Origin of the sequence: Streptomyces sp. NA04227 (assembly GCF_013364195.1) — a bacterium.
GTDB lineage: Bacteria > Actinomycetota > Actinomycetes > Streptomycetales > Streptomycetaceae > Streptomyces.
Map to the genome: position 1 here is coordinate 1479390 of NZ_CP054918.1, position 17357 is coordinate 1496746.

Genomic DNA, 17357 nt, shown 5'->3' on the forward strand with positions numbered 1-17357 from the left:
CGGACGCCGAAGCGGGGAGCCGGAAACAGCCTGGTTCGAGGGCCGAACTCCCTGCTGGAATAGGGCAGGTGAGGGATGGTGAAGTGCCGAGGCCGAACGGGGAGCGAGCCGGATGGCACAGGGCGAGGGCAGCACGGACGGCAGCCCGACGGTGGACGCCGACGAGGGCGCCCCCGGCTCTGCGGCCGACCTCACCGCCGTCCCGGGCACCGCGCCCACGACCTCACCGCCGCACTGGACCGCGGACCGTATCGGCGCCGCCGAGCGTGGCGAGAATCCGACGGTGCTTGGGCGGATGCGTTCTGGGTGGGCGGTGATCGGCGACGTGCAGCATCTGCCCGGCTACTGTCTGCTGCTGCACGCGGGCACCGCCACCGCCCTGAACGAACTCCCGCGCGCCGAAAGGGCGGAGTTCCTGTACGACGTCTCCCTCCTCGGGGAGGTCGTCGAGACGGTCTGCCGCCGCCGTGATCCCGGATTCCGGCGCCTCAACCACGAGATCCTCGGCAACACCTGGGAGCACCTGCACGCACACCTCCACCCGCGCTTCCACTGGGAGCCGGAGGAGTTCCGCAAGGGCCCGGTCTGGCGCTACGGCGACGCGCGCCTCGCGCCCGCGCACCGGCTCGGCCCCCGCCACGACGCCCTCCGCGCGGAACTCACCGAAACCCTGCGCGGGGTACTCGCCGAGGCGTACCAGGAGCACTAGAGCTCTAGGAGCACGGAGGCGCACCGGGAGCACAAGCGGGCCGCCGCATGCACGGCCCCGGAGTACCGCCTACTTGGGCCCGGACTCCACGCGCTTCTTCAGACCGGCCAAGGCCCGGTCGGTGATGACCTTTTCGGCCTTGCGCTTGATCATGCCGAGCATGGGGATCTTGACGTCCACGGTCAGCTGGTAGGTGACCTCGGTGCCGGACCCGGCGGGCGCGAGCAGGTAGGTGCCGTCCAGGGAGCGCAGCATCTGGGACTTCACCAGGGTCCAGCTCACCTGGTTCGCGCTGTCCCAGGTGTAGGCGAGGGTCTGGTCGTCCTTGATGGCGCCGGCGTCCATGACCAGGCGGACCTGTTCGGCCCTGCCCTGCTCGTCGGTGGACAGGACCTGGGCCTCCTTGACCTCTCCCGTCCACTCCGGATAGCGGGCGAAATCGGCGATCACCCCCATCACATCGGCCGGGGCCGCGTGGATCGTGATGCTCGAGCTGGTGTGTTCCGCCATCGCCGTGGCTCCTTGAGGTGCTCCGCTGCGGGGTCAATGCATGCAGCCGAAGGCTACCCCGCACGGCGCGCTCACCACTCCAGGGCCCAGGGCCTGCCCGAACCGGCGAAGTGGCCCACGTTCACGCACTCGGTGACGCCGATCCGCATACGTTGCGCGAGGGGCTGGTGCACATGGCCGAAAAGTGAATAGCGGGGCCTGGTACGGCGGATGGCGTCGAGCAGCGCGCGGCTGCCGCGCTCGAAGCGGCGGGCGACAGTGTCGTAGAGGAGTTCGGGCACGTCCGGCGGGATGTGCGTACACAGCACGTCGACCTCGCCGACCGCCTCGATCTTGGCGGCGTACTCCTCGTCGCCGATCTCGTAGGGCGTGCGCATCGGGGTCCGCAGCCCGCCGCCGACGAAGCCGAAGACCCGGCCGCCGATCTCGACCCGCTCGCCGTCGAGCACCCGGGTGCCCCCGCCCGCGAACTCCGGCCACAGCGCGGGGATGTCGACATTGCCGTAGGTGGCGTACGTCGGATCCGGGAAGGCGGCGAAGAGTTCGGAGTACTGACGGCGTACCGCCTCCTCTATGGCGCTCTGCCGGTCGGTGCCCAGCTCCGCCCACAGCCGGGCGCCGAACTCGCGGGCCTCGGCGAACCGGCGCGCGGTGCGCAGTTCGACGATGCGGTCGGCGTTCTCGGTGCCGAAGAGTTCGGGGAAGATGCCGCGCGAATGGTCGGCGTAGTCGAGGAAGAGCACCAGGTCGCCGAGGCACACCAGCGCGTCGGCGCCCTCTCCGGCGCGCGCCAGATCGCGCGCGTTGCCGTGCACGTCGCTCACTACGTGGACGCGCGTGCGCCCCCGGCGCTCGGTACCGACCCCCGCGCGCTGTTCACTGACCGGTGTGGCTGCCATGACGATCAGCCTAGGCGGCCGGTCGGCCGACTGGGTAGTGGCGGTCCCACCTGCGCTTCCTTCCGGTTCCTGGAGACGGTGGACTACCCTGCCGAAGGCACCGCCGTACCGTGTGACGCAGCGAACATCTGACCGTGGCCCCTACCGGAGGCAAGTACTGGTGGGTAACGTCCGGGCAGTCCCACAGTGCCCGGTTTCCCCCAGGAATCCGGGGCACCCGAGCCCGTGGACAGATACCGTCGCCACGCGCACCGTGGTGGCGTCGGCGCATTAGAGGAGCAAGAGTCTTGCGCGAGTTCAGCCTTCCGGCCCTGTACGAGGTTCCCTCGGACGGGAACCTGACCGACATCATCCGCAGGAACGCGGTGCAGCACCCCGATGTCGCAGTCATCGCGCGCAAGCGGGGCGGAACCTGGCAGGACGTCACGGCGGCCGCGTTCCTCGCCGAGGTGAACACGGCGGCCAAGGGTCTGATCGCGGCGGGTGTGCAGCCCGGTGACCGGGTCGGCCTGATGTCGCGTACCCGCTACGAGTGGACGCTCCTGGACTTCGCGATCTGGAGCGCGGGCGGGGTGACGGTGCCGGTCTACGAGACCAGCTCACCGGAGCAGGTGCAATGGATCCTCGGGGACTCCGGCGCGGTGGCCTGCCTCGTGGAGCTGGACGTACACGCCTCGACGGTGGAGTCGGTGCGCGAGCGGCTGCCGCAGCTGGACCACGTCTGGCAGATCGAGGCGGGCGGCGTCGAGGAACTGGCCCGGCTGGGCGCCCAGGTGGACGACACGACCCTCCGGGCCCGCGGCTCGGTGGCCAAGGCGGACTCCCCCGCCACCCTCGTCTACACCTCGGGCACCACCGGCCGCCCCAAGGGCTGTGTGCTCACCCACCGCAACTTCTTCGCGGAGTGCGGGAACATCGTGGAGCGGCTGCGCCCCCTGTTCCGTACCGGCGAATGCTCCGTACTGCTCTTCCTGCCGCTCGCCCATGTCTTCGGACGGATGGTGCAGATCGCGCCGATGATGGCGCCGATCAAGCTGGGCCTGGTGCCCGACATCAAGAACCTCACCACCGAACTCGCCGCGTTCCGGCCGACGTTGATCCTCGGCGTGCCCCGCGTCTTCGAGAAGGTCTACAACTCGGCGCGGGCCAAGGCGCAGGCCGACGGCAAGGGCAAGATCTTCGACCGCGCGGGCGACACGGCCATCGCGTACTCGAAGGCGCTGGACTCCCCGTCGGGCCCCTCGCTCGGACTGCGCGTCAAGCACCGGATCTTCGACCGTCTCGTCTACAGCAAGCTGCGTGCGGTGCTCGGCGGGCGCGGTGAGTACGCGATCTCCGGCGGCGCCCCGCTCGGCGAGCGGCTCGGCCACTTCTTCCGCGGTATCGGCTTCACCGTTCTGGAGGGCTACGGGCTCACCGAGTCCTGCGCGGCGACCTCCTTCAACCCCTGGGACCGGCAGAAGATCGGCACGGTCGGGCAGCCGCTGCCGGGTTCGGTGGTACGGATCGCCGACGACGGCGAGGTCCTGCTGCACGGGGAGCACCTGTTCCAGGGGTACTGGAACAACGAGGCCGCCACCGCCGAGGCGCTGGCCGACGGCTGGTTCCACACCGGCGACGTCGGCACCCTCGACGAGGACGGCTATCTGCGCATCACCGGCCGCAAGAAGGAACTCATCGTCACGGCGGGCGGCAAGAACGTCGCCCCGGCCGTGATCGAGGACCGCATCCGCGCCCACGCGCTGGTGGCCGAGTGCATGGTGGTCGGCGACGGACGGCCGTTCGTGGGCGCCCTGGTCACCCTCGACGAGGAGTTCCTGGGCCGCTGGGCCGCCGAGAACGGCAAGCCCGAGGGCTCCACCCCCGAGTCGCTGCGCGCGGACCCGGACCTGCTGCTCGCCGTGCAGGGCGCCGTGGACGACGGCAACGCGGCCGTCTCCAAGGCCGAGTCGGTGCGCAAGTTCCGCGTCCTGGGCACCCAGTTCACCGAGGAGAGCGGCCATCTGACGCCCTCGCTGAAGCTCAAGCGCAATGTGGTCGCCAAGGACTACGCGGACGAGGTCGAGGCGCTGTACGGGGGCTGAGGCGCCCCCTCTTGCCGAGTACGGCACCTTGCCCCGTGTACGGCAGCCGATCACCCCGCCAACTAACCTACGCAGGGCGGCCGTCGGGCTGCTCGGGCCGTGTCCGGAGCAGCTCCTCCAGGCGGTGGGCGAGCAGGTCCCAGCGCCATTTCTCCTCCACCCATCGGCGGCCGCGCGCTCCCATCCGCTGGCGCAGTTCCGGGTCGCCGAGCAGGGTGACGAGGCGGTCCGCGCACTCCTCGCTGTTGCCGCCGCGCACCACCCAGCCGGTCTCGCCGTCGAGGACGGCGTCCGGCGCGCCGCCGGAGTCGCCCGCGAGGACCGGCAGTCCGGTGGCGGAGGCCTCCAGGTAGACGATGCCGAGGCCCTCCACGTCGAGTCCGCCGCGGCGGGTGCGGCAGGGCATCGCGAAGACGTCACCGGCGCCGTAGTGGGCGGGCAGTTCGGACCAGGGGACCGCGCCGGTGAAGCGCACCGAGTCGGAGACGCCGGTCTCGGCGGCCAGGCGCCGCAGGTTCCGCTCGTAGGGTCCGCCGCCGACGACGAGCAGGACGGTGTCCGGGTGCGCGGCCAGGATCCGGGGCAGGGCGAGGATGAGGGTGTCCTGGCCCTTGCGCGGGACCAGCCGGGAGACGCAGACCACCACCGGCCGGTCGGTGAGCCCGAGTTCGGCCCGCACCCCGGCTCCCCCGGAGTCGGGGTGGAAGGTCTTCTCGTCGACGCCCGGCGGCAGGTGCGTCATCCGGGCCGCGGCCTCGGGGCTCAGCGCGGCCGCGATCCGGGACCGGGTGTACTCGCCGAGGTAGGTCAGGGAGTCGGTGCCCTCCCCGATGCGACGCAACAGCCCCCGGGCGACCGGGAGTTGGGCCCAGCCCGCCTCGTGGCCGTGGGTGGTGCCGATCAGCCGTTCGGCGCCCGCCCTGCGCAGGGCGGGCGCCATCAGACCGAGCGGCGCGGCCGCCCCGAACCACACCGAGGTGCAGCCGTGCTCGCGCAGCAGCGCGGTGGCCCGGCGGGTGACCCTCGGGGTGGGCAGCAACATGGTGGTGCGGTCGCGGACGACGGTGAACGGCTGCTCGGCGTCGAAGGCGGCGGTGGCCTCTGCACCCTCGCGCCCGCGCTTCCAGGTGGAGGCGTAGACGACGATCCCGGCCGGGTCCAGGCGCAGCGCCATGTTGTGCAGGAAGGCCTGGATCCCACCGGGGCGGGGCGGGAAGTCGTTGGTCACGATCAGCGTCTTGTGCATCGCGGCCGACAGTACCGGGCCGGGGGCGCGCTGGCCCTCGCGCCCGCACGGCCTGCATGATGACTGCTCCAGGTCGTGACCTCGCGGACACGGCCTGACTTTGCGGCGGACCGACCACCCGCCGCGGCACACGGCGCACGCACCGCCCGGGCAGCACCCGCCCGGCGCGCGAAGGCGACGCCCGCGCCACACAGCACCACGGGCCGCGAGGCCGGGACGGGGAACTCATGCGCGCCGCATGGCAGGACGGGATCGCGAGCCGGGCGGTGATGGCGGTGCTCTTCGCGGCGACCAGAACGCTGCTGATGCTCTGGGTGCTCAAGATCGTCGTCATGCCGGGCCCGGACGTCACCAGCGACGTCTCGGTGATCTACCACGGCTGGTACGAGACCCTGAGCGAGGGACGCTTCCCGCAGGACGACGTGGCCTGGCAGTACCCGCCCGCCGCCGCCCTCGCCATCCTCTCCCCCGCCCTGCTGCCCTTCCTCGGCTACGCCACCGCCTTCTTCGTCCTGGCCCTGGTCACCGACACCGTCGTGATGGCGATGCTGGTGGCCGCGGGCCGCGGCGAGGGCCGCACGCCGCGCGGTGCCTGGCTCTGGCTCGCCGGTGTGCCGCTGCTCGGGCCGACCGCGTACGCGCGCTACGACCTGATGGTGACGGCGCTCGCGGTGGCGGCGCTGCTCGCGGGCGCCCGGCGGCCCGGCTCCTTCGGGGTGCTCGCCGCGCTCGGCGCCCTGGTGAAGGTCTGGCCCGCGCTGACCCTGCTCGGCACTCCGCGCGGCCGCGCCACCCGGGACTCGTGGATCAGCGCCGTGCTCACCGGCACCGGTCTGGTACTCCTGTTCGCCCTGCTGATGCCCGGCTCCCTCGACTTCCTCACCGCGCAGCGCGACCGCGGCACCGAGGTCGAGTCGCTCGGCGCGCTCGTCTTCCATGTGGCACGCCACTTCGGCTGGTCCGGGCGGATCGAACTGCACTACGGATCCATGGAGTTCCTCGGCCCGCACGTCGGCCTGGTGAGCACGCTGGCCCAGCTCCTTTCGCTGCTCGCGCTGGCCTGGCTGGTGCTGTGGCGGGTGCGCGCGCGGATCTGGTCGGTGACCACCCCGGCCGACGCCGCCTTCGTGGCCACCCTGCTGTTCACCACCACCAGCCGGGTCATCAGCCCGCAGTACATGATCTGGCTGGTGGGCCTCGCGGCGGTCTGCCTGCTGCACCGGGCGAGCCGGATGACGGTGCCCGCGGTCCTGGTGCTCGCGGCCACCCTGGTGACCATGCTGGAGTTCCCGATGTGGTTCTTCCACGTGGTGACGAGCGATGCCCGCGGGCTCACCCTGATGTTCCTGCGCAACGGGCTCCTGGTCGCCGCCTGTCTGTGCGCGGGCCGGATCCTGTGGCGGCAGTCGGTGAGCGGGACGCCGGGCGACCGGCCCGTACGGCACCTGCCACCGCAGACCAAGCGCGGCGAGGGCCGTCTCACCGCGCCCTGAGGCACTCGACGGCGTCTCCCCCGCCCGGGCGACGAGGTCCCGATGAGCGCGTCGGCGGGTCCCAGGGCGTGGACTTCACCGGGCGGCCACTTGGGCTGAATTCCCCTCCTCGCCGTACCTACTGGCCGAGTTCGGTACGCAGGTACGCCCGCCACCGCCGGGTGAACTCCCCCTCGTCCACGCCGAGCACCTTCCGCAGCGACGCGGACACCGCCTCCTTGCTCCGCTCGTAGGTGTCCACCTCCCGGTACAGGGCGCGCAGCCGCTCCTCGTCCCACTGGTCGGCGATCATCCGGCAGGCGAGCCAGGCCCCTTCGTACGCCTCGGAGAGTCCGGTGGGCTCCCGGCCGAAGGTGAAGTCGAGGTCGGCGGGCAGCGTGCGGGGCACCCGGCCCTCGCGGACGGCGCGCGCCAGCTCCGGGGCGGCGGAGCGCGGGTCGCGCCCGCTGTCGCGGTAGCCGGACCAGTCCGCGAAGCCCTCGGACAGCCACAGCGGGGTCGCCTCGCCGGTGTGCGAGCGGGTGGCGACATGGGTGATCTCGTGCGTCATGACGACGCGCTTGCCCGTGTCGCCGAGCTGCGCGAAGGCATCGGGATTGATGATCACGCGGTCCGCGGGGGTCTTCCCCGATCCCGCGTTCTCGCCGGTGGTCACGGCCGCGATGCCCTGGTACGCGGAGGGCTCGGCGCCGAGCAGGCCCGCCATCTCGTCCAGCGACCCGGGGACGAGCACGATCACCCGCCGCTGCCAGCCCTCGCCCCAGGCCTCGGTGACCCGTGGCACCGCCTCGTCGGCGAGCCGAGCGTAGTCCCGCAGCTGCCCGCCCTGCCGCCCCTCGCCGAGCACCAGCGAGCGTGCGCCCCGGACGACGCCCACCTCGCCCTGCTCCCAGAACATGTCCCGGTCACGGTCGGCGGGACGCTCGTCGACGACGTACCACCGGCCCTCGCGCCGCCGCAGCTCGAAGGCCCGGTCGGTCCGCACCGGGGAACGGTCGTAGCCGCTGAGCCGGTAGCCGAGCTCGGCCCGTACCCGTGCGGTGTCGCGGCCGGTCTCCTCGTACCGGGTGAGCCGGTACGACCAGGCGGCCAGCGGCACCGCCCGCAGATTGGTGAACTCCTCGCCGCGGTCGGCGGCGCGCGGGTCCTCGGTCGCCAGATAGGCCGTCCGGTCATGGTCGAGTACGGCGCGGGCGCGCGCGTCGAGCAGGTGCTGTGCCTGCCCGCGCGCGGGGTCCTCCGTCGCCGCGCCCTGGCACCCGGCGAGCAGCGCGCAGCACAGGGCCAGGGCCCCCGCCACGCGCCGTCGAACAGACATCTGCCGATCGTACGGCCTGTTCCGCGCCTGCTCAGGGCTTGTGCGCACGGCTTTCCTCGGCAGGGGCGGGTTCGCGGGGGCGATGCCCCGAGCGTGCGGCGTACGCGCCCGTCCGGCGTCGCGGGGGCCTCAGACCCGGGTGACCGACGAGACCGGCATCATGCCGACCGGATCGTGGCGGACCGGGGCGCCCGGGTACGGGGCGTGCACCACCTGGCCGTTGCCCGCGTAGATGCCGATGTGGCTCGCGTCGCCGTGGTACGCGACCAGGTCGCCGGGGCGCGCCTGGGACAGCGGCACCCGGGTACCGGCCCGGGTCTGTGCCTGCGAGGTGCGCGGCAGGCTCACGCCCGCGTGCGCGTAGGCCCACTGCACCAGGCCCGAACAGTCGAAGCCGGAGGGGCCGTTGGCACCCCAGACGTAGGGGCGGCCCAGTGCGCTGCGGGCGGCGGCGAGGGCGGCGGCGGCCCGGGGCGAGGCGGCCGGGCCGCCGCCCGGCAGGCCGAGGTCGAATCGGTCGCCGCGGGAGGCGCGCGGGTCCAGGGCCCCGGCGCCCCCGGGCAGCTCGGCGAGGAGTTCACGGGCCCGGGCCAGCCGGCTGGTGACGGCGCGCTTGTGGCGGGCCAGCGCGGTACGGCTGCGCTCCAGCTCCCGTACGGCCCGGCGTGCCTCGGCCCGCTCCTGGTCGACCTCGCGCAGGGCGTGCTGCAGGGTGCGCAGCCGACGGTCGCCGACGGTGCCGATACGGTCCAGCGCGGTCGCCTCGTCGAGCCAGTCCTCGGGGTCGGCGCTCAGCAGCAGGCCCACCGCCGGATCGATGCCGCCCGACCGGTACTGCGCCCCCGCGAGCGAACCCAGCGACTCGCGCAGCTCGTTGACCCGGTCCTGGCTCCGCGCGATCCGGTCCTGGCTCCGCGCGAGCCTGCCGCGCAGCGCCCGCTCCTTGGCCCCGGCGCCGTTGTACGCCTCGGTGGCGCGCTCGGCCTCCTGGAAGAGGTGCTCCACCTCGGCCCTGGCGCGCGCCGGGTCCTCGGGCGCGGCGCCCGCGGGCACCGAGGCCAGCGCCGTGGCGGCGGTCGCGAACGCGGCCGACAGGACGGTGGCCCGGGCGGCGGGCCCGGTAAGTCGTCCACCAAGGCCCCCACCGCCCCCGACGGCACGGTCGGTGGGGGCGGCGGCGGAGGAGCGGCGGTGCGAGCCCACGGCGCGGCTCTCCCTTCGGTCACTGATCGGACGCGAACCCCACGGGCGGGGCAGGCGGCGCCGAACAGTAACCACCGCGGAGCGTGACGGCCAACGCCCCTTTGGGGTACGGAAGGTGAGCACGCGAGGGAAGCGCAGGTCACCGCGGGGGCGCCGGGGAGAACCAGTGGCACGCGATTCGCCCGATCGGGCGGCGGGAGGTCGTCTTGGCAACCGCACGGCGGCGCAGGGGACTTCGGAGTACGGCACCGCGCGAGCCACGGAACACGGGCGCGCGAACCGTGCGCATCGCGCGAGCCACCGCGCGCGGACGGACGCCGCACACACCGAAGGCCGGTCCCGTCAGCACACGGACCGGCCCTCGAAGGACGAGCGGAGTCTCAGATACGTACGCCGAACTGGTACGGCATGTTGTCGATCGACTCGTAGCGCACGTTGGCGCCGGTGCGCGGGGCGTGCAGGACCTGGCCGTTGCCCGCGTAGAAGCCGACGTGGTGCAGGTCGCTGTAGAAGATGACCAGGTCGCCGACCTGGAGGTCGCTCTGCGAGTAGATCCGGGTGCCCGCGTTGGCCTGCGCCTGCGAGGTGCGCGGGATGGAGACACCGGCCTGCGAGAAGGCCCAGGAGGTCAGGCCGGAGCAGTCGAAGGAGCTGGGGCCGCTGGCGCCGTAGACGTAGGGTGTGCCGATCTTGCTCTGTGCGGCGGAGAAGGCCTGGCCCGCGAAGCCGGAGGCGGGCTTGCCGGGGTTGCCGATGGCCTCGCGGGCGCTGTCGCGGTTGGCGCGCGCCTCCTCGGCGGCCATCTCCGCCTTCTCCTTGGCCGTCAGCGTGTTGAGCAGCTTCTGGGCCTCGGCGAGCTTGCCCTGGACTTCCTTCTTCTTCTTGCCGAGCTGCTCGCGCGTGTCGGCAAGGTCCTTGAGCTTGTCCGAGGCCTCCTGGCGCTGCTGGGCCAGCGAGCGCTGCTTCTCCTGGATCTTCTTCAGCGAGTCGACCTGCTGGCCGCTCATCTGGTCCAGGGTGGAGGCCTTGTCGAGGTAGCTGTCCGGGTCGCCGGAGAGGAACAGCTGGACGGACGGGTCTATGCCGCCCGAGCGGTACTGGGCGCTGGCCAGCGAACCGAGGCCGTCCCGCATCTCGTTGAGCTCGTCCTGGCCGCGCGCGACCTTGTCCTGGAGATTGCCGATCTCCTTGTCGAGCTCTTTCTGCTTCTCCTTGGCGCCGTTGTACTTCTCGGTGGCCTTCTCGGCCTCCTCGTACAACTTGTCGACCTTCTGCTTCACCTGGTCCTTGTTGGACTTCGGTGCCGCCTGCGCACCGCCCTGGGCGGTAAGGGCCACGGCTGCGGCAGCGGTCGCGGTGAGCACGGTCACTCGGGCCCGGCTGGTCTGCTTGGGTCGACGGTGGGACGCCACGGAGGCGAGCTCCTCTTCCTCAAGCCGCCTACCGAACCCGGTGGGCGGTCGCCTTCGCCAGTCACCCCTTGTGAGTGATCACCCGAGCGAAGGTTCGGCCCGACCTTAGTGACCCTCCTGTGATCACTTCAAATCCTCCCGCGAAAAATCTCGGTCGCTGAGCGCATTCTTTGCTCACAACTCACGTGCAGTGATGCGCGATTGACAGTACGTCGCGCGCATAAGCCGTCAACGACGCTCATTGGCCCGCAACAACCTTCAATGACCGTCAATGACCTTCAAGGATCCTCAACAGACCTCAACGGTCCTCAATGGGCGACAACACCACGCAACCGGAACCAATCCACCCAAGCGACCTTCACGGAACCCCGACATCGTGAAGAGCCCCTCAACTCGGCTGTCGGGCACGGCAGTTGCATGGGAAGTCGTACGGAGGGGCCGGCGGCCGGAAAACCGCCCGGCGCCCGAACCTCAAGCCCGCGAGAGCCTCTTGAGCAGCACCGCCGAGGCGACCGGACGCGCCCCGGCCCTGGCCACCCCGTCGGCCACCTCACGGTCGGTGGAGACCACCACGACCGGGCGGCCGGGCGGCTCGGCCCGTACCAGTTGCCGGATCAGTTCGTCCGCCGTGACGCCGGGCTTCGAGAACAGGACGCGTACGCCGCGCGGCGGGGCGAGCAGTACGGGTGCGGCCAGTTCGGCACCGTCGAAGACACAGGTGACCTCGGCGCCGGTCTGCGCGGCGAGCAGGGACAGCGTGCCGAGCAGCCGCAACCGCTGCTTCTCCAGGGGCATCTGGGGATAGCCGGTCTTGGTGACGTTGTAGCCGTCGACCACCAGATGGGCCTGCGGCAGGGCGAGCAGCTGGTCGAGGATCGCGGGGTCGCTCTCCGACAGGGCCCGCGCCGCGATGTCCTTCGGCGTCATGGCGCCCGGCTCCACCGCGTCCACGGTCTCCGCGGGCCGTACGGACACCGGCGGCAGGGCGAGTTCGCGCCGCAGCCCCTGCGCGGCGTCCAGGACAGTGTCGAGCAGCAGCCGTACCCGCATGTCCTCCACGCTGCGGCCCTCGCGGGCGGCCCGCCGCGCGGCCTCCAGTGCCGCTTCCGTCTCGCCGAGCCGGGACTTGAGCCGCCGCGACTCGCTCTCGGCGGCGGTCAGCTCCGCCTGCACCTCGCCGCGCTCGGCCTCGAACTCGGCCCGCGCCTTGCGCAACGCCGCCTCACCGCGCTTCACATCGCTGAGCGCGGCCCGCAGCTTGCGCTGGAGCGCGTCGCCCTCGCGGCGCACGGCCTCCAGTTCGGCGCGCAGCCCCTCGGTCTCGGCCTTGGTCTGGGCCCGGGCGGCCGCGAGTTCCTCGCGCAGCCGCTCCGCCTCGGCCCGCGACCGCTCGTCGGCCCGCTCGGCGTCGGCGCGCTCGGCCTCCTCCCCGGCGGCGGCGACCAGCTTGACCCAGTCGACCGGGCGCAGCACGTACGCGGCGGCGGCGACATCCAGCGGATCGGCGGCCGGTGGCGGACTGCCCGAGTCCAGGGCGGCGGCCAGCTCCGGCTGCGAGGTCCGCAGCCGCTCGCCGATGCGCTGCCGGAAGACGGTGTCGCTCTCCACCGCCGCGGCCATCGCGTTGGCCGCGAACTTGGCCCGCCTGCTCGGCGTGAACCGGGCGAACTGCCGTAGCTGAGCGGGGAGTTCGGCGTGCGTCAGGGAGCCGAAGGCCTCGGAGACGAGCTGGACGACCCGACGGCGCACACCTTCGGGCAGCGGGCGGTCGAGCGCCTCGGCGGCGTCGTCCGCCGCACGGGGCGTCGCACTGCCCGCACTGTCCGTCATGCTCACCCACCGGTTCGGGGGCGCGGCCCCTCAGGAGCCGACGCCCGGCCTGTCCACGAGTTCGGTCCGGTCCGCCGCGCTGCTCCGGCGGCGGTACACCGACTCGATGGTCTCACTGCTGGCCTCGCGTTCCGCGACCCCGGGCCCCTGGGCCCGGTCACGGCGCGCTCGTCCCACGTCCCTGCCCGTGCACCATGTCCGTCCAGCTGTGTCCACGATGTACATGGTTTACATGGTGCTCCTGCCCGCTGGTACGTGGCGACCAACCCTACGACCTGGAACCCGGCCCGCGCGCGAACGTCCACGGCGGCGAGGCACTCCGCACACCCGGCGTCCGGTACGTCATGATCTGTCCATGATCGAAGGACGGACACCCCGGTGGGGCACGCACCTCGGACGGGCCGTGCTGCGCGGTCCGGCCCCGGTGACCTCCGCGCTCATCGCCGCCTGCTGCCTCGTCTTCGTGATCAGCCCGGTCTCCGGCCTGTTCCCCGGCTACGGAACGGGCGAGCGGCTCCTCGCGGCACAGCGCGCGTACTTCGACCACTGGGGCGTGGTCCCCGACGAACTCCTCGGTCTGCGGCCCGGCGCCCTGCTGACCCCGCTGTCCGCCCTGTTCGTCCACGGGAGCTGGCTGCACCTGCTCGGCAACATGCTCTTCCTCTACGTCTTCGGCGCGATGGCCGAGGAACGCCTGGGCAGGCTGCACTACGTCTTCTTCTACGTGGGCTCGGGCGCCCTCGCCCTGATCGGCTACGCCCTCGCGCACCCCGACTCCGGCCAGAGCCTGGTCGGCGCCTCCGGAGCGATCTCGGCGGTACTCGGCGCCTTCCTCTACCTCTTCCCGAAGGCCAGGGTCACCAGCCTGTTCCCGTTCCTCTTCTTCCTGCCGCTGCGCTTTCCCGCCTGGCTGGTACTGCCGTTCTGGGCCACCCTCCAGTGGCTCGCCCTCGGCCGGAGCGGCCAGGGCCCGGGCGTCGCCTACCTGGCCCACCTCGTCGGCTTCGCGCTCGGCTTCACGTACGCCTGGCTGCGCTACCGGGGCAGCGGGTGCCCGAGACCACTCCCCCGGCGACCGGCGGGCTGCGCGGTACGGCTCCTCTAGAGTGAGAGGCCCCAAGAGTGCGCCCACAAGGCGTCACGTGCCCGGTCAACCAGGGAGAATCACCGTGATCACCGCGATCGTGCTCATCAAGACCAGCGTGGACCGGATCCCGGAGATCGCCGAGTCGATCGCCTCGCTGGACAGCGTCAGCGAGGTCTTCTCCGTCACCGGCACCTACGACCTGATCGCCATGGTCCGCGTCCGCTCCCACGACGACCTCGCGGACGTCATCCCCGGCCGGATCAGCAAGATCCCCGGCGTCGAGGGCACCGACACCCACGTGGCCTTCCGCACCTACTCCCAGCACGACCTGGAGGCGGCGTTCGCCATCGGGCTGGACTCCTGAGCCTGCCCGCCTCCGGCCGCCCGCTCCGAGGTCAGCCGCGCGCCGCCCCGGCAGCCCGGTCCGGCACGCAACGCCCGTCCTCCGTGCGGTAGTTCCAGCGGGCGCCGGAGCGGACCAGCTCGCCCACCGCGGCGAGGAAGCGGTCGATGTGCTCGTCGGGGGTGCCCGCGCCGAAGCTCACGCGCACCGCGTTCAGGGCCTTCTCGCCGGGGGCCGTCTCGGGGGAGCCGCACTCGCCGGGGGCGTCGTCCTCGGCGCCGAGGAGGGTGCGCAGCAGCGGGTGGGCGCAGAACAGGCCGTCGCGTACGCCGATTCCGTACTCGGCGGAGAGGGCGGCCGCGAAGTGGGAGCTGTTCCAGCCGTCCACCACGAAGGACAGCACGCCGACCCGCGCCGCGTGCTCTCCGAACAGGGACAGCACCCGGACGCCGGGCACCTCGGCGAGGCCCTCGCTGAGCCTGGCCACCAGGTGCTCCTCGCGGGCCACCACCGAGTCGAAGCCCGCCTCGGTCAGGGCCTTGCAGGCGGAGGCGATCGCATGGGCGCCGATGACGTTCGGGGAGCCGGCCTCGTGCCGTGCGGCGCTCTCGTGCCACTCGACCTCGACGCCGCCGTCCGCCCGCCGCGAGACCTTGCGCGAGGCGCCGCCCCCGGCCAGGTACGGCTCGGCGGCGCGCAGCCAGTCGGCGCGGCCCGCGAGGATGCCCGAGCCGAACGGCGCGTAGAGCTTGTGGCCGGAGAACGCGACCCAGTCCACGTCGAGTTCGGCGATGTCCACCGGCCGGTGCGGGGCGAGCTGGGCCGCGTCAAGGACGATTCGGGCGCCGAACTCGTGGGCGGCGGCGGCCAGTTCACGGACCGGCCAGAGTTCACCGGTCACATTCGAGGCACCGGTGACGCACACCAGCGCGGGTACGTTCGCCTCGCGCGCGGCGAGTGCGGTGCGCAGGGTGTCCACGGCCTCCGCGGGCGAGCGGGGTGCGTCCAGGTAGCTCACCCGCTCGTCGGGCCAGGGCAGCAGCGAGGCGTGGTGCTCCGTCTCGAAGACGTAGACCCGGCAGTCGGCGGGCAGCACCGAGGCGAGCAGGTTGAGCGAGTCGGTGGTGGACCGGGTGAAGATCAGCTGGTCGTCCGCGCGGCAGCCGAGGAACTCCGCCACCGTCACCCTGGCCTGCTCGAACAGTTCGGTGGAGAGCTGCGAGAGGTAACCGGCACCCCGGTGGACGCTGCCGTAGTACGGGGCGTAGGCGGCGACGTCGTCCCAGACCCGCTGGAGCGCGGGGGCGCTGGCCGCGTAGTCGAGGGCCGCGTAGGTGACGTCGCCCCCGGTCACCAGCGGGACGGTGACGTCGGCGCCGAGGACCGGCAGCGGGGCGGGGACGGCACTACGGGCGGTGTCGGCGGCAGGGCAGGCGCTCTCGGCGTCGCCGGCGGCGCAGACGGTCTCGGCGGCGGCGCGGGCGGCGTCGGTGGTGTGGGTGGCAGACATAAGCAACTCCCGTATGTGGCAAGCGAGATGGGCACGCCGGGGCCGCCGCGGGGCAGGACGGTGCCTGCCCGGGGGCCGTGCACGGCGCGGACAAAGGAAAGGGGTGCGGGACGGGCCTGAGGCTCGCAACTCCGGGCCGGGGACGGCGCGTACGGGGGCACTGTGCTACCGAAAAGAGAGATCCGGTGGCGGGGGCCCGGTACGGCCGAGCGGCATGCGGAGCCGTGGGCCGGAAGGGGGCGTGTGCCCTAGCGCATTCGCTTGCTCATGAGAACTCCTCGACGACCAGGATCCCTGGTTGCGAGGGATCCGCGCTTGCCGCAGACCTTGCTGTCTGCTGCCTGGTCTTCACCCGGGGCACCCCGCCACGGACGGAGGGTTGCCGGACAGCGGGCCGGGGCCTTTTCGCTGTCACTCATGACCTGCCCAGAAGTATGGTCATCGGCCCGCGACTTCGCAAGCCACGGGCCGATGACCCACTGGACGAAACGGAACAGAAGCCAAGGAAACCGGCGGCTGTTCGCACAACTGTCACACGGTGCCCGACGCCGCCACTCGGTGCCCGACGCCCTCAGGCGTCGCTCGGCACTCTCGGACCTCGCCCGACGCTCTCAGGCGTTGCTGGCCGCCACCCAGCGCTCCAGGGCCCGACGTGCCGCGCCCGAGTCGATGGACTCGGCGGCGCGGTCGAGCCCGCCGCGGATCTGCTCGGTCAGCGGTGCGTCGCTCGGACTGAGCGCCGCGAGCGCCGCCGCCGAGTTCAGCAGTACGGCGTCGCGTACGGGGCCGCCCTCGCCGTCCAGGAGCCGCCGCGCGACCTCCGCGTTGTACGAGGCGTCGGCGCCCCGCAGAGCCTGAACGGGGACCAGTTCGATACCGACGTCACGCGGGTCGAAGGCCTCCTCCGCGACGGCGCCGTCGCGGACCACCCAGACCCGCGAGGTGGCCGTGGTGGTCAGCTCGTCCAGGCCGTCGTCGCCGCGGAAGACGAGCGCCGAGGAGCCGCGGGCGGCGAGCACACCGGCCACGATCGGCGCCATCCTGGCGTCCGCGACGCCGGTCGCCAGGGACCGCACCCGGGCCGGGTTGGTCAGCGGGCCGAGGATGTTGAAGGTGGTGCGGATGCCCAACTCCTTGCGGGCGGCGGCCACATGGCGCAGCGCGGGGTGGAACTTCACCGCGAAACAGAAGGTGATCCCCGCCTCCTCGGCCACCTCGGCGACCCGGTCGGGGGTCAGCTCCAGGTTGACGCCGAGCTTCTCCAGTACATCGGAGGCGCCGCTGGCGGACGAAGCGGCGCGGTTGCCGTGCTTGACGACCCGGGCCCCGGTCCCGGCCACCACGATCGCCGACATGGTGGAGATGTTGACCGTCTGGGCACCGTCGCCGCCGGTGCCGACGATGTCCACGCTCGGCCCCGCCACCTCGATCAGCCGGGCGTGCTCGTACATGGTGCGGACCAGGCCGGTGATCTCCTCGACCGTCTCGCCCTTGGCGCGCAGGGCGACCGCGAAACCGGCGATCTGGGCGTTTGTCGCCTCGCCGCGCAGGATGCGGTCCATCGCCCAGGCCGTGGCGTCGGCGCTCTGGTCCTTGCCCGCCAGCAGTGCGTTCAGCACCTCGGGCCAGGAACGGCCCGCCGTGTTGGTGCCTCCAGCGGGTGTCGCAGCGCTCATGGGTCGCTCCTGGTGAGTGGGAAGGTGCGGGCGGACG

The 17357-nt window shown here is 72.4% G+C and carries 15 protein-coding genes and 1 riboswitch; of the genes, 5 read left to right on the forward strand and 10 right to left on the reverse strand.

The annotated features are described in order from the left end of the window. Nucleotides 1–112 precede the first annotated feature (112 nt). Nucleotides 113–709: an HIT family protein gene (locus tag HUT18_RS06115; RefSeq protein WP_254878450.1), complete on the forward strand. Its 597-nt coding sequence runs from the start codon at nucleotides 113–115 to the stop codon at nucleotides 707–709. Between the two features lie 69 nt (nucleotides 710–778). Here HUT18_RS06115 and HUT18_RS06120 read toward each other — a convergent pair whose 3' ends face one another. Next, nucleotides 779–1219 (reverse strand): SRPBCC family protein, encoded by a 441-nt coding sequence (locus HUT18_RS06120; protein WP_176098514.1) that lies wholly within the window; start codon nucleotides 1217–1219, stop codon nucleotides 779–781. 71 nt (nucleotides 1220–1290) lie between these two features. Next, nucleotides 1291–2118: a metallophosphoesterase gene (locus HUT18_RS06125; RefSeq protein WP_176098516.1), complete on the reverse strand. Its 828-nt coding sequence runs from the start codon at nucleotides 2116–2118 to the stop codon at nucleotides 1291–1293. A 287-nt stretch (nucleotides 2119–2405) separates the two neighbouring features. Between HUT18_RS06125 and HUT18_RS06130 the strand changes: the two genes are divergently transcribed. After that, the gene (locus tag HUT18_RS06130; RefSeq protein WP_176098518.1) at nucleotides 2406–4202 is read left to right on the forward strand and encodes a long-chain fatty acid--CoA ligase; all 1797 of its coding nucleotides are present in this window, start codon (nucleotides 2406–2408) and stop codon (nucleotides 4200–4202) included. 67 nt (nucleotides 4203–4269) lie between these two features. On the opposite strand, the gene HUT18_RS06135 is transcribed toward HUT18_RS06130, so the two are convergent. Beyond that, nucleotides 4270–5448 (reverse strand): glycosyltransferase family 4 protein, encoded by a 1179-nt coding sequence (locus HUT18_RS06135; RefSeq protein WP_176098520.1) that lies wholly within the window; start codon nucleotides 5446–5448, stop codon nucleotides 4270–4272. A 227-nt stretch (nucleotides 5449–5675) separates the two neighbouring features. On the opposite strand from HUT18_RS06135, the gene HUT18_RS06140 reads away from it, so the two are divergent. Next, nucleotides 5676–6941: a glycosyltransferase family 87 protein gene (locus HUT18_RS06140; RefSeq protein ID WP_176098522.1), complete on the forward strand. Its 1266-nt coding sequence runs from the start codon at nucleotides 5676–5678 to the stop codon at nucleotides 6939–6941. A 118-nt stretch (nucleotides 6942–7059) separates the two neighbouring features. On the opposite strand, the gene HUT18_RS06145 is transcribed toward HUT18_RS06140, so the two are convergent. From HUT18_RS06145 to HUT18_RS06165, 5 genes are all read right to left on the reverse strand, one after another. Continuing rightward, nucleotides 7060–8259: a hypothetical protein gene (locus tag HUT18_RS06145; RefSeq protein WP_176098523.1), complete on the reverse strand. Its 1200-nt coding sequence runs from the start codon at nucleotides 8257–8259 to the stop codon at nucleotides 7060–7062. A 129-nt stretch (nucleotides 8260–8388) separates the two neighbouring features. Beyond that, nucleotides 8389–9354, reverse strand: coding sequence for an NlpC/P60 family protein (locus HUT18_RS06150; protein ID WP_254878935.1), 966 nt, complete (start codon nucleotides 9352–9354; stop codon nucleotides 8389–8391). 488 nt (nucleotides 9355–9842) lie between these two features. Continuing rightward, the gene (locus HUT18_RS06155; RefSeq protein WP_176098526.1) at nucleotides 9843–10874 is read right to left on the reverse strand and encodes an NlpC/P60 family protein; all 1032 of its coding nucleotides are present in this window, start codon (nucleotides 10872–10874) and stop codon (nucleotides 9843–9845) included. A gap of 471 nt (nucleotides 10875–11345) precedes the next feature. Beyond that, nucleotides 11346–12704, reverse strand: coding sequence for an NYN domain-containing protein (locus HUT18_RS06160; RefSeq protein ID WP_176098528.1), 1359 nt, complete (start codon nucleotides 12702–12704; stop codon nucleotides 11346–11348). A gap of 30 nt (nucleotides 12705–12734) precedes the next feature. Beyond that, nucleotides 12735–12929, reverse strand: coding sequence for a hypothetical protein (locus HUT18_RS06165; protein WP_176098530.1), 195 nt, complete (start codon nucleotides 12927–12929; stop codon nucleotides 12735–12737). A gap of 130 nt (nucleotides 12930–13059) precedes the next feature. On the opposite strand from HUT18_RS06165, the gene HUT18_RS06170 reads away from it, so the two are divergent. Both HUT18_RS06170 and HUT18_RS06175 read left to right on the forward strand, forming a co-directional pair. Further along, nucleotides 13060–13809, forward strand: coding sequence for a rhomboid family intramembrane serine protease (locus HUT18_RS06170; protein ID WP_176098532.1), 750 nt, complete (start codon nucleotides 13060–13062; stop codon nucleotides 13807–13809). 64 nt (nucleotides 13810–13873) lie between these two features. Beyond that, nucleotides 13874–14155 (forward strand): Lrp/AsnC family transcriptional regulator, encoded by a 282-nt coding sequence (locus HUT18_RS06175; RefSeq protein WP_176098533.1) that lies wholly within the window; start codon nucleotides 13874–13876, stop codon nucleotides 14153–14155. A gap of 31 nt (nucleotides 14156–14186) precedes the next feature. Here the strand turns inward: HUT18_RS06175 and HUT18_RS06180 are convergent, their stop codons facing one another. Next, nucleotides 14187–15644 (reverse strand): aminotransferase class V-fold PLP-dependent enzyme, encoded by a 1458-nt coding sequence (locus HUT18_RS06180; RefSeq protein ID WP_176098535.1) that lies wholly within the window; start codon nucleotides 15642–15644, stop codon nucleotides 14187–14189. 306 nt (nucleotides 15645–15950) lie between these two features. After that, nucleotides 15951–16067, reverse strand: a riboswitch (SAM riboswitch). 188 nt (nucleotides 16068–16255) lie between these two features. After that, nucleotides 16256–17320, reverse strand: a complete 1065-nt coding sequence (gene trpD, locus HUT18_RS06185; RefSeq protein WP_176098537.1) for an anthranilate phosphoribosyltransferase — start codon at nucleotides 17318–17320, stop codon at nucleotides 16256–16258. Nucleotides 17321–17357 lie beyond the last annotated feature (37 nt).

What these genes read in the sequence shown, in the direction of transcription:
- HUT18_RS06115 (WP_254878450.1), top strand. Translation starts at nt 113, where the DNA reads ATGGCACAGGGCGAGGGCAGCACGGACGGCAGCCCGACGGTGGACGCC.
- HUT18_RS06125 (WP_176098516.1), bottom strand. Translation starts at nt 2,118, where the DNA reads ATGGCAGCCACACCGGTCAGTGAACAGCGCGCGGGGGTCGGTACCGAG.
- HUT18_RS06160 (WP_176098528.1), bottom strand. Translation starts at nt 12,704, where the DNA reads ATGACGGACAGTGCGGGCAGTGCGACGCCCCGTGCGGCGGACGACGCC.
- HUT18_RS06135 (WP_176098520.1), bottom strand. Translation starts at nt 5,448, where the DNA reads ATGCACAAGACGCTGATCGTGACCAACGACTTCCCGCCCCGCCCCGGT.
- HUT18_RS06145 (WP_176098523.1), bottom strand. Translation starts at nt 8,259, where the DNA reads ATGTCTGTTCGACGGCGCGTGGCGGGGGCCCTGGCCCTGTGCTGCGCG.
- HUT18_RS06180 (WP_176098535.1), bottom strand. Translation starts at nt 15,644, where the DNA reads ATGTCTGCCACCCACACCACCGACGCCGCCCGCGCCGCCGCCGAGACC.
- HUT18_RS06120 (WP_176098514.1), bottom strand. Translation starts at nt 1,219, where the DNA reads ATGGCGGAACACACCAGCTCGAGCATCACGATCCACGCGGCCCCGGCC.
- trpD (WP_176098537.1), bottom strand. Translation starts at nt 17,320, where the DNA reads ATGAGCGCTGCGACACCCGCTGGAGGCACCAACACGGCGGGCCGTTCC.
- HUT18_RS06170 (WP_176098532.1), top strand. Translation starts at nt 13,060, where the DNA reads ATGATCGAAGGACGGACACCCCGGTGGGGCACGCACCTCGGACGGGCC.
- HUT18_RS06140 (WP_176098522.1), top strand. Translation starts at nt 5,676, where the DNA reads ATGCGCGCCGCATGGCAGGACGGGATCGCGAGCCGGGCGGTGATGGCG.
- HUT18_RS06165 (WP_176098530.1), bottom strand. Translation starts at nt 12,929, where the DNA reads ATGTACATCGTGGACACAGCTGGACGGACATGGTGCACGGGCAGGGAC.